The sequence below is a fragment of the Alteromonas ponticola genome (assembly GCF_012911815.1).
Lineage (GTDB): Bacteria > Pseudomonadota > Gammaproteobacteria > Enterobacterales > Alteromonadaceae > Alteromonas > Alteromonas ponticola.
This window is the reverse complement of sequence record NZ_JAATNW010000001.1, coordinates 561596-572791: the sequence shown is the minus strand read 5'-3', so window position 1 is coordinate 572791 and position 11196 is coordinate 561596. Positions and strand designations below refer to the sequence as shown.

The following is an 11196-nucleotide window of genomic DNA, read 5'->3' as shown; positions in this document are numbered from 1 at the left end:
GCCACGTCAGGAACGTGGCAGAACATGCTTTAGCATGGCCCGCAGGGCAGCATACAGGGATGTATGCTGTAATCCCCTAGGGGACGCCATATATAAAACCAGCCTTCGGGCTGGTTTTTTTATGCGTACTCGTCAGGGGTGAGAAGCCCTTATTCAAACCTTTTCGCTTAAATTTACCTGCATCTCTCAACTAGTCAGGGGTTCGACTGCCACGTCAGGAACGTGGCAGAACATGCTTTAGCATGGCCCGCAGGGCAGCATACAGGGATGTATGCTGTAATCCCCTAGGGGACGCCATATATAAAACCAGCCTTCGGGCTGGTTTTTTTATGCGTGCTCGTCAGGGGTGAGAAGCCCTTATTCAATCCTTCAACCTTAAATCACCTGCAATCCTCAACTAGACAGGGGTTCGACTGCCACGTCAGGAACGTGGCAGAACATGCGTTAGCATGGCCCGCAGGGTAGGGTGATTGGCGCTATCGTGTTGGTCACATCTTCTAAATAACGCGATTCCGGCTATTGGGTTAAATGACTCATCCTCGAATTCTTGTTAGCATATCGGCTTTGAATAATCGTTAAATTTGCAGGAAGTAGGAGCAAGAATGGAAAATTATCCAATTGGTCGTCCCGGTAAACCTTGGTCTGATGAAGAGAAAAAGCAATGGCGTGAATTGCAACAGGTTAAGCGCAGTTATCAGGATGAAGTGTTAGCGAAACTCCCTGAAAAAATAGATGGCTTTTCTATCTTTCAATACGGCGCACTACCTTATGATGAAGCGCGTTATCCGCTCTATGCTGTGGTCAGTGAGTCGATGGATGAGAGTAAGCCTACCATTCTCGTTACAGGCGGTGTCCACGGTTACGAAACCAGTGGCGTACAAGGCGCACTCTTATTTATAAACCAACACCTCACACATTATGCTGATGATTTTAATTTCATTGTCGTGCCGTGTATCAGTCCCTGGGGCTACGAAACCATCAATCGCTGGAATCCGCTGGCACTGGATCCAAACCGCTCCTTTATGCCTGATTCGCCAGCATCTGAATCTGCTCAGGTGATGGCATTTGTCTCCTCTATGACGTTGCCAATTGCAGTGCACATTGATCTTCACGAGACCACCGATACCGATAACTCTGAATTTAGACCCGCACTTGCCGCGCGCGATGGGGTAACCCACGATGAGTGGGAAATTCCAGATGGGTTTTATACGGTTGCCAATACAAATAATCCGAAGCTTGAATTCCAACAAGCCATCATAGAGAGTGTGCGCAAGGTCACCCATATCGCGCCGCCTGATGCAAACGGTAAGATCATCGGTGCCGATACGGTCTCTGATGGTGTTATCTGCTATGACAAAAAGAAACTCTTTCTTTGTGGCGGTATGACGAATGCGGACTATGTGACTACTACCGAGGTTTATCCTGACAGTCCAAGCGCCACCGATGAGGAGTGCAACAAAGCGCAGGTTGCGGCAATTGTGGGTGCGCTTAATTATCTGAAACAGCACTGAACTAAGCCATAGAACGGCCAGTATGTACTGGCCTTTCCCGTTGAACCGGGCACTTGAGGCACTCTTTAGAAACACAACGTTTTTAATTAACCTAAAATATTTCACGCAGTGTCTGCGCATTCGTTTGTTGGTCAATTAATCAATTTTTGCTAAACTCCGCCCCGCTTTTATTCTGTATATCTGGTGAGTTCTCTTATGAAAATTATGCTTGCGCCCATGGAAGGTGTTGTAGACCATCTAATGCGCGACATGCTGACCCGCGTAGGAGGATTCGACTTATGTGTAACGGAATTTATTCGCGTGGTCGATCAAAAGCTTCCCAAGCGTACCTTCATTCGATTGTGCCCTGAATTAGAAAACGACGCTAAAACGCCCTCCGGCGTGCCTGTACGCGTGCAACTATTAGGTCAACATCCTGAATGGCTGGCAGAGAATGCGCTGACTGCAATCGAAATGGGCTCACCAGGCGTTGACCTGAACTTTGGTTGTCCTGCCAAAACAGTAAACAAAAGTAAGGGCGGGGCGGTGTTATTAAAAGAAACACAAACCCTGTTTGACATTGTCAAAGCGGTGCGTGATGCAGTACCCGACACCTTACCTGTCACCGCTAAGATCAGATTGGGCTATGATGATAAGTCGTTAGCCGTTGAAAATGCGCACGCGATCGCACAAGCAGGGGCCAGTCACCTCGTTGTGCACGCGCGTACAAAAAAAGAAGGCTATCGCCCACCCGCTTATTGGGATTACATCGCAAAAATAAAGCAGCACATTGATATCCCGGTAATTGCGAATGGCGAGATATGGAATGCCAGTGATGCGCTCAATTGTATGCAGCAATCGGCGTGTAGTGACCTGATGCTGGGAAGAGGAGCATTAGCAATGCCGAATCTGGCGCAGACGATCAAGCAAGGGCATGCCCCCATGCCATGGGAAGAAGTGGCTGATTTACTTATTTCTTATTCAGGTTATGAGATCTATGGAGATAAAGGGCGTTACTACCCAAACAGAATCAAGCAATGGTGTGGCTACCTTCGCAGACAATACCCTCAAGCTGATGTTTTATTTAGTCAAATCAAACGATTAAATGACGCTAAAAGCATTGTCACCGTATTGGCCAGCCAATCCTCGCATGCTGATATTGCTTAGTCGATATTCTTCATCATTAACTTGTTAGATATGAACTGATCGGCTAGTTTATTACGTTAACGTTATGTTCCGCCATTCAACATGGGCAGAACATGTAAGCCTCCCACTCACAGTAGAGGAGGTGAGTTTGAACTCAACTTAATGGAAAAACTATGCAGCGAGTACCCTCACGTCTTAGCGTTGCGGTGGCATGTTTGTTTTCTCTGGCAATAGTGGGATGCAGCACCACCCCCAAGAAAGAACAACAACCGAATGGTAAGAAAGTTTCGATTAACCCTGACCCCTATCCAAGCACATATAGTCCTATCGACGGACAGCCCACGATCATCAGAAATGTCACCATTTTAACGGGGACAGGAGAGAAAATAGACAATGGTGCTATCTATTTTGCCGACGGTAAAGTAGTCGCATTGGGCGCCGATGTTGATGCCCCTGCAGATGCGCAGGTAATCGATGGTAAGGGCAAATGGGTAACCCCGGGAATAATCGATACTCATAGCCATCTGGGTGTGTATCCAAATCCCTCCACTCGCTCACATTCTGATGGCAATGAGATGGTGAATCCGGTAACCGCGGGTGTATGGGCGGAACACGCGGTGTGGCCTCAAGACCCGGGATTTGGCCGGGCACTGGCGGGCGGTGTAACCTCAATGCAGATATTACCAGGCTCAGCCAACTTATTCGGCGGGCGCTCAGTTGTTTTAAAAAACGTGCCTAACCGAACGATGCAGGACATGAAATTTCCTGATGCACCACATGGCTTGAAAATGGCATGTGGAGAAAATCCTAAGCGAGTATATGGTGAAAAAGGAGGGCCAATGACCCGAATGGGCAATGTAGCTGGATATCGCCAGGCATGGTCTGATGCGCAGGATTACATCGTTCAATGGGAGCGTTACGACAGAGAATTTGATGAAGGTAAAAACCCTAAGCCACCTAAACGTGATCTAAAATTAGAAACACTGGCGGGTGTACTAAAGGGCGACATTTTAGTTCACATGCATTGTTATCGTGCCGATGAAATGACCGTCATGATGGATGTGATGAAAGAGTTTGAGTACAAAATTGGTACCTTTCACCACGCCGTAGAGGCTTACAAGGTTGCCGACAAACTAAAAGAACAAAATGTTTGTTCGGCGATGTGGGCTGACTGGTGGGGCTTCAAGATGGAAGCGTATGACGGCATTCGTGAAAATATCCCGCTGGTGCATCAGGCAGGTGCGTGCGCCATTGTTCACTCCGATAGTGATCTAGGTATCCAGCGTCTAAACCAGGAAGCCGCAAAAGCATGGTCGGATGGCAAGCGTGCTGGTATAGAGATCTCACAGGCCGATGCGTGGCAATGGCTTTCCGCTAACCCCGCTAAAGCACTGGGAATTTATGACCACACCGGGTCCCTGGAAGCCGGTAAAAATGCAGATGTAGTGCTGTGGAGTGGCGATCCGTTCTCGACTTATTCTCAAGCAGAAAAGGTCTACATTGATGGCGGTTTGGCCTATGACAGAGCGAACCCGGAACAGTGGCCGGTGAGCGATTTCGAGTTAGGTCAGGTTGGCGAAGGAGATATAAAATGAAGTTAATGCTCAGTTTGTTAGCCACTGCAGTTATGTCAACATCTGTGTGGGCCGAAAACATCGCAATAATGGGCGGTAAGGTACATACCATGACCCAATTGGGGACAATGGAAAAGGCCACTATTTTAATTAAAGACGGCAAGATTGCACAAATCGACAGTGATTTGCGAGTACCGGATAACTATCGAAAAATTGATGCGACGGGAAAGGTCATCACACCCGGTTTCGTGGGCGCATTAACCACTCTCGGATTAGTTGAGGTTTCGTCCTCAGCTGGCGTGGTTGACAGTACCGTGAAGAAAGCTGGTATAACCAAAACTGGAGCAGCCTTAGATGTTAGCTATGCGCTTAATCCAGACTCATCGCTGGTTAACATTTCTCGGGTTGAAGGGGTAACGTCAGCCGCCACGACTATCTCTAATGTCGATACACTTTTTTACGGGCAGGGTGCGGTGATGTCGCTTGGCGAGGAGCCGTTGCTTAAAGCGCACGCCTTTATGAAAGTTGATGTGGGTAGTAAAGGAGCCGAAGAGTCTGGCGGTTCTCGCGCTGCGTTGTGGGTTGCGCTTGAAGCGGCATTGGCGGAAGCTGCTTCGGTGGAAGGTAAACTCGATGCAAAAGACGACTGGGATGGTATAAACTCGCGAGCAGATGTGGCCGCCTTGAAAAAAGTATTGAGCGGTAAAATGCCTCTGTTTATGCAGGCTGATCGTGCAGCGGATATCCGTCAGGTGATTGCTTTTAAAAAGCGTCATCCAGATATCAATGTTGTGCTCGTGCACGGTGTGGAAGCATGGCGAGTCGCAAAACAGCTGGCTGCACACAAAATTCCCGTGATTATCGACCCTGAATTTAACCTGCCTGGCGGATTTGACCAGCTTGGGGCGACACTAGCGAACGCGGCCAGGCTGGAAAAGGCGGGTGTTATGGTTGCAATTGGCATGGATACGCACAATATTCGGCTCGCTGCACAACATGCCGGTAATGCGGTAGCCAACGGATTATCGCATGATGCAGGGTTGGCCAGCCTGACTTCTGCACCAGCAAAAATACTGGGAATGCAAGATACCATTGGCTCCATTTCTCAGGGCAAACGTGCAGACATCGTTATCTGGAGTGGTGACCCACTCGAGGTAACAGAAGCCGCTGAGCAGGTGTTTGTAAACGGCGAGCCAATTAAGATGGAGTCAAGGCAGACCAAGTTACGGGATCGTTATCTGTCTTCGCAGAAGGAATCACATGCACAACCAACGCAATACCTTCGACCTTAGATGAGTAAAAAAATGGCCCGTTAACGGGCCATTTTTTATTCAGCAGTGTTAGTACGTAAAATGATGGGTTTAAGTTGTTCATTCATGAATGCAGCAATTACTGGCTGTGCGTCTTTATTTGGATGGATACCATCCCGCTGCATCATATTTTCTTCTGTCGCCACATTTTGTAAAAAGAAGGGGATGAGCGTAATTTGATGTTCTTCAGCAACGGCCTCAAAGCTATCAGCGAACATAGAGGTATACTTTCGCCCGTAATTGGTTGGGATTTCCATGTCCTGCAACAGCACATTGATGTTGGCCTGTTTGGCTAGATCGACCATCCTGGCCAGATTAGTGCGCATCTTGCTAACTGGGTGGCCTTGTAACCCATCATTTCCCCCCAATTCAATCAACAAATGGCTTGGTTGATGTTGTTCCAATAATCGCGGCAAACGCGCCAGACCACCATCGGTGGTTTCGCCGCTGATCGCAGCATTCACCACATCAATCTGAACTGACTCGTCTTTCCAGATATTTTGTAACAAACTAACCCAACCTTCTTGTTGCTTTAAACCGTAAGCAGCACTTAGGCTATCTCCCAAAATAAGTAATTTAGGTTTTTGTGTGTTTTCATTTTGTGTACCGGCGTATAAATGATCTGAAAAGACCAGTAGCGGTAACAAAAATAACAGGAATGTAATTTGAATATGGCGACGACTTTGAAAGACCAACACGACAGCAACGACTCCTCAATAATTAGAACCAGTGAGATTACTAAAACAGTTAGTACGAGTGAAGGGCATTTGCAGATTCTTCAACCGATTTCCTTTCAGGTCAAGACTGGTGAGTCGGTTGCTATTGTGGGGGCGTCAGGCTCCGGTAAATCAACGCTGCTTAGCTTGCTCGCAGGGCTTGATGAAGTCAGTTCTGGTGAGATATGGCTCGACAATGTGTCATTGCACGATTTGGATGAAGAGGGCCGGGCCCAGCTGCGCGGAGCTAAAGTAGGCTTTATTTTTCAAAGCTTTATGTTAGTACAAAGCCTCACTGCGCTGGAAAATATCATGCTTCCTGCCGAAATTGCAGATCTGCGGGACCCTTCAGGAAAAGCGAAGAAAATACTGGAACAGGTAGGATTGGCCCACAGAGCTCATCATTATCCGAATCAGTTATCAGGGGGAGAACAACAACGTGTGGCTATTGCCAGAGCATTTATCGGTCAACCAAAAATTCTTTTTGCAGATGAGCCTACCGGAAACCTGGATGCTGCTAACAGCCATAAAATCGAAGACCTGCTATTTAATCTGAATAAAGAGCAGGGCACTACCCTGGTGTTGGTCACGCATGATGAAACGCTAGCGGCCAAATGCGATCGCCAGTTAGTGATGCAGGCTGGTACCCTGACCGAAAAGAATAAAATAACAGCTGACTATTCTCGCGAGGCAGGTTAAATGAATATGGTGATGAACTTAGCCTGGCGCTTATTCAAGCACGAGGCGAGACGAGGTGAGCTTACCATTATTTTACTCGCTATCGTGCTATCCGTAAGCGCCGTTCTATCATTGTCGTTGTTTAGTGAACGTTTACAAAGCGCGCTAACCGATAAATCGGCAGAATTTCTGGCCGCTGACGCACAGATTCGCTCGAGCGATCCTATTCCTGACGCGTGGTTTGACAAAGCACAGAGTGAAAATCTTGAGATCTCACAGCAGATACGCGCCCGTTCAATGGTATTTGGCGGCGAAAAATTAACCCTTGTTGACTTGCGTGCAGTTAGTAACAATTATCCGCTTAAAGGCGCTATAAAAGTAAGCGACAGCCCGTTTGGCATCGAAAGCGACATTGATGTTGTGCCTGAATCGGGTAAGGCATGGCTGGATTCAAGATTGTTCCAGCTGCTGGGTGTTGAGCTGGGCGATACGGTTGAAATTGGTGATGCGCAATTTGTCGTCGATAAAGTGTTAGGGGGGATACCGGATGCGGGTTTCAATGTTTTTGCCACCGACCCCCTGGTATTGGTGAATATAGCCGACATTCCTGCGATGCAGATCACCGGTCCCGGCAGCCGCGTTGGTTATCGTGGCTATTTTGCCGGCGATGAAAGTGTGATAACCCGTTTTTACGACTGGTTGCAACCCCAACTTAATGACGATTTGCATGGTTGGAGCACGATCAAAGATGACCAGTCTGCAGTGGGTAGATCCGTTGCTACGGCTGAACGCTATTTTTTACTTGCCAGTTTATTAGCGATTGTTCTTGCAGCCGTTTCCATCGCTGTGGCGGCGCAACGTTACAGCCAACGCCATTTCGATCCGGTTGCCATTATGAAAACGTTGGGCGCTACACAGAAAATGATACGTCGGGTTTACACTCTGCAAATCTGTTTTATCGCGATTGTGGGCATAGTTATCGGCATCGCCTTCGGGATGACAATTCAGCAGTTAGTAGTCATGTTTCTCGCTGACAGAGTTGAAGTGTCTCTGTCCGTCTGGCATTGGCGACCACTTTTAATTGCGGTATTTACAGGTGCCGTTTGTGCGGTTCTTTTCTCGCTCTACCCACTGCTGCGATTGTTTTCTGTACCGCCATTGCGCGTACTACGGCGTGATATGGACGCCGGTTTAAGTTCGCGTACATTACAATTTGGTGCCGCTGGTGGTGCGGTTTTTCTATTAATGTGGATCTACAGTCAGGATTTAAAAATCAGTGCGATACTGTTTATCTCCGGCGTTGTTTTAGTGCTGAGCTTGTTGGTGGTAACCTTCGGCTTGATTTGGTTGGGTCGCAAACTAGGAGGCGGCCGAATTGGCCCCTGGCAATTGGCTTGGGCGCGCATCAGGCGCAGGGCAATGGATAACAGTGTCCAACTGATCAGTTTCTCCATCACAATAATGTTGCTACTTGTGGTATTGGTCATGCGCAATGACATGGTCGCTCAATGGCGCGCTCAGCTACCTGAGGGCACACCAAATTACTTTATGTCAAATATAACCGCGCAGCAAAAAGATAACCTTGAGCAACACTTTGCTGAGCGAGACGTTAATGTCGAGTTTTTTTATCCAGTGGTACGTGGACGCTTTGTTGCGGTTAACGACGAGCAAGTTAACACGCGCGTTAGTAAAGAAGACGAAGAACCGTCAGAAGGTAGAGACGGTCTGGGTCGGGAAGCTAACCTAACCTGGAGTAATCAGTTACAAAGTGAAAACGAAGTGGTTGAAGGCATGTGGCATGGCGATGAGGCCGTCAAAACTGAAGCCGGTTATTTTCCGGTGTCAGTCGAAGCTGAGGTGGCTGAACGGTTAGATATTGAAATGGATGACAGGCTTACCTTTAACATTGGCAGTGAAATAGTTAAAACGCAGGTAACCAGCTTACGTAAAGTCAATTGGCAGAGCATGCAGCCCAACTTCTTCTTTATTATCCATCCCGACGCGATGGCAGCATTCGAACCGACTTATATTACCAGCTTCTATCTGGAAGCTGAACGCAAAGCCGACATCACAGGATTGATGCAGCCGTTTCCGTCAGTTACGCTATTCGATGTTGATGCGAGTATCAATCAGTTACGAGAAATTGTTGATCAAGTTTCGATGGCGGTTGAGTTCATTTTGGTTCTCGTGCTAGCGGCCGGTTCGTTAGTGCTGATCGCACAGGTCCAGGCAAGCATGGATGAACGACAGCAGGAATTGGCGATTTTACGCACGTTAGGTGCTAAGGGCAGCTTAATCCGCTTGAGTGTGGTGTTTGAATTTATAATTATCGGCTTGGTCGCCGGACTGATGGCCGCCATTGCCAACGAATTAAGTCTATATTTACTGCAGACCCAGGTCTTTCAAATGGATGCGCGTATTCACCTTGAATACTGGGTGCTGGCGCCGGTGGCTGGTGCGCTGGTTGTAGGGTTGCTGGGTGCGTTGGGATGTTGGCGATTACTTATGCTCAATACAACAACCCTGTTGCGACGAATGGTTTAACAGCCATATAGAAAAAAGGTGGCTAAGGCCACCTTTTTAGCTATTTACTGCAACGAATATTAATGGGCAAAGTAATCATCTACTTCACGTTCAGCTTCATCCTTGGACTTACCATAATGTTGCTGAATTTTGCCTACCAGCTCAGTGCGTTTGCCATCGATACGATCAAGATCATCGTTGGTCAATTTACCCCACTGCTGCTGAACTTTACCTTTCAATTCTTTCCAATTACCTTCAATACGATCATTATTCATAATCTATCTCCTTGTAGATAGCAGTAAAAAAAACCATTTTGAGAAATGGTGACGATACTATTGCAAGGCATGTACCAATCTAAATGTAAATATATGAAAGTGTAAATTGTTGAAAAATATCGTTTTTTAAGGGTGTCGGTATGGCATTGCTAAAAGTTAATGAAACGGTGCGCGTAATAATTTCATGGCTTTATAAAGCAATGAGTTTAACGCTACCGATATATCGCATGTAATGCTTTCTCAAGTGACGGGTATTGAAATGTAAAGCCTTCAGCTTGTAGCCTGGCAGGCAAAACACATTGACCGGTCAATAAAATGTCAGCGGTTTCGCCTAACATTATTCTTAGCGCAAACGCAGGGACCGTAAATAAGTTTGGGCGATGTAATGCTCTGGCAAGTTGATGGGAAAATTCAGCATTAGTTACTGGAGCTGGTGCGGTTAAATTGTATGCACCGGCACAGTTTTCATTATTAAGTAAGAATAAGATTGCAGCCACTTCGTCATCGATATGGATCCACGACATCATTTGTTCGCCATCACTCAGCTTGCCGCCAATCCCAATTTTGAATGGGACGGCCATTTTACCTAACGCACCTTTACCTTTTGCCAGCACGATTCCTGTTCGAATAGTACAAACCCGTGTATTTTCACTTTTTGCCTGCTGTGCGATAGCTTCCCATTCCTTGCACACCGTATGAGTGAATTCTTCGTGCACCTGGTGATCGTGTTCAGAAATTTTTTTCTTACCTTGACGACCGTAATAACCCACCGCCGATCCTGATATGAACACTTCTGGAGGCGTGGCCGCTTCGTTAATTTTTTTTACCAGTTTCTGCGTGATCTGCCAGCGACTTTTACATATTTTCTCTTTTTGATGTGACGTCCAGCGCTTGTCAGCAATTGGTTCTCCGGCAAGGTTTATCACCGCATCAAATTTTGAAAAATCATTGATTTCATCTAAAGACTGAATGAACGAAATGTTCTGTTTTAGAATCGTTGAAGCACGTTCGGCATTTCGGGTCAAAACGGTAATATCGTGTTTAGTGACTAGTGCTTTTACCAGGTGTCGACCGACCAACCCCGTACCACCCGTGATGAGGATGTGCATTCTTTTTCCTTACTTAGAGCAAGATAATGTAAGTGACACTGAATCAGAAAAACGTAACGCATGCGGTTTATCCACTTCGACTTCTGCAAATGTCACCCAATCGTGGGAAGCCGCAATTTCCAGCACATCTGCGGTCAGCTTTTCCAATAGCGCGAACCGGTTATCTTCAACCAGCTTAATAATCGCTTTAGTCACTGTTTTATAGTTTAGCGCATCCTGCATATTGTCGCTGTCGGTTGCCCGTTTAGCGTCATAAATAATTTTTGCGTTAACAACAACATCCTGTTTGTTGGCAATTTCATCTTCGTTAATGCCAACATAGGTTCGCAGACGCAAGTTTTTTATTTTTATCGTAGCCTCATTCAACGTCATTGT

The 11196-nt window shown here is 46.9% G+C and carries 10 protein-coding genes; 6 read left to right on the top strand and 4 right to left on the bottom strand.

Annotated elements, in window-relative coordinates; genetic code table 11:
- Window positions 1-602: 602 nt before the first annotated feature.
- The 4 genes from HCJ96_RS02495 (at window position 603) to HCJ96_RS02480 (ending at window position 5502) form a co-directional block, all read left to right on the top strand.
- Window positions 603-1511 (top strand): M14 family metallopeptidase, encoded by a 909-nt coding sequence (locus HCJ96_RS02495; protein ID WP_169209434.1) that lies wholly within the window; start codon window positions 603-605, stop codon window positions 1509-1511.
- Between the two features lie 195 nt (window positions 1512-1706).
- A complete protein-coding gene (gene dusC, locus HCJ96_RS02490; RefSeq protein ID WP_169209433.1) occupies window positions 1707-2657 on the top strand; it encodes a tRNA dihydrouridine(16) synthase DusC in 951 nt (316 codons plus the stop codon).
- Window positions 2658-2809: 152 nt separating this feature from the next.
- Entirely contained in the window at window positions 2810-4231 is a 1422-nt protein-coding gene (locus HCJ96_RS02485; protein ID WP_169209432.1) for an amidohydrolase, read from the top strand.
- Window positions 4228-5502 (top strand): amidohydrolase family protein, encoded by a 1275-nt coding sequence (locus tag HCJ96_RS02480; RefSeq protein ID WP_169209431.1) that lies wholly within the window; start codon window positions 4228-4230, stop codon window positions 5500-5502. Before HCJ96_RS02485 ends, HCJ96_RS02480 begins: the two co-directional genes overlap by 4 nt.
- 35 nt (window positions 5503-5537) lie before the next feature.
- On the opposite strand, the gene HCJ96_RS02475 is transcribed toward HCJ96_RS02480, so the two are convergent.
- The gene (locus HCJ96_RS02475; RefSeq protein WP_425483727.1) at window positions 5538-6215 is read right to left on the bottom strand and encodes an arylesterase; all 678 of its coding nucleotides are present in this window, start codon (window positions 6213-6215) and stop codon (window positions 5538-5540) included.
- Between HCJ96_RS02475 and HCJ96_RS02470 the strand changes: the two genes are divergently transcribed.
- Window positions 6192-6935 (top strand): ABC transporter ATP-binding protein, encoded by a 744-nt coding sequence (locus HCJ96_RS02470; protein WP_169209430.1) that lies wholly within the window; start codon window positions 6192-6194, stop codon window positions 6933-6935. The two genes, HCJ96_RS02475 and HCJ96_RS02470, sit on opposite strands and share 24 nt — an antisense overlap.
- Window positions 6936-9458, top strand: coding sequence for an ABC transporter permease (locus tag HCJ96_RS02465; protein ID WP_169209429.1), 2523 nt, complete (start codon window positions 6936-6938; stop codon window positions 9456-9458).
- Window positions 9459-9517: 59 nt separating this feature from the next.
- Here the strand turns inward: HCJ96_RS02465 and HCJ96_RS02460 are convergent, their stop codons facing one another.
- The 3 genes from HCJ96_RS02460 to folX all read right to left on the bottom strand — a co-directional run bounded on the left by HCJ96_RS02460 (window position 9518) and on the right by folX (window position 11193).
- Complete coding sequence (locus tag HCJ96_RS02460) at window positions 9518-9712, bottom strand: CsbD family protein (protein ID WP_169209428.1); 195 nt, start codon at window positions 9710-9712, stop codon at window positions 9518-9520.
- Between the two features lie 212 nt (window positions 9713-9924).
- Window positions 9925-10821, bottom strand: coding sequence for a TIGR01777 family oxidoreductase (locus tag HCJ96_RS02455; RefSeq protein ID WP_169209427.1), 897 nt, complete (start codon window positions 10819-10821; stop codon window positions 9925-9927).
- 9 nt (window positions 10822-10830) lie between these two features.
- Window positions 10831-11193, bottom strand: coding sequence for a dihydroneopterin triphosphate 2'-epimerase (gene folX, locus HCJ96_RS02450; protein ID WP_169209426.1), 363 nt, complete (start codon window positions 11191-11193; stop codon window positions 10831-10833).
- Between the last annotated feature and the right edge of the window lie 3 nt (window positions 11194-11196).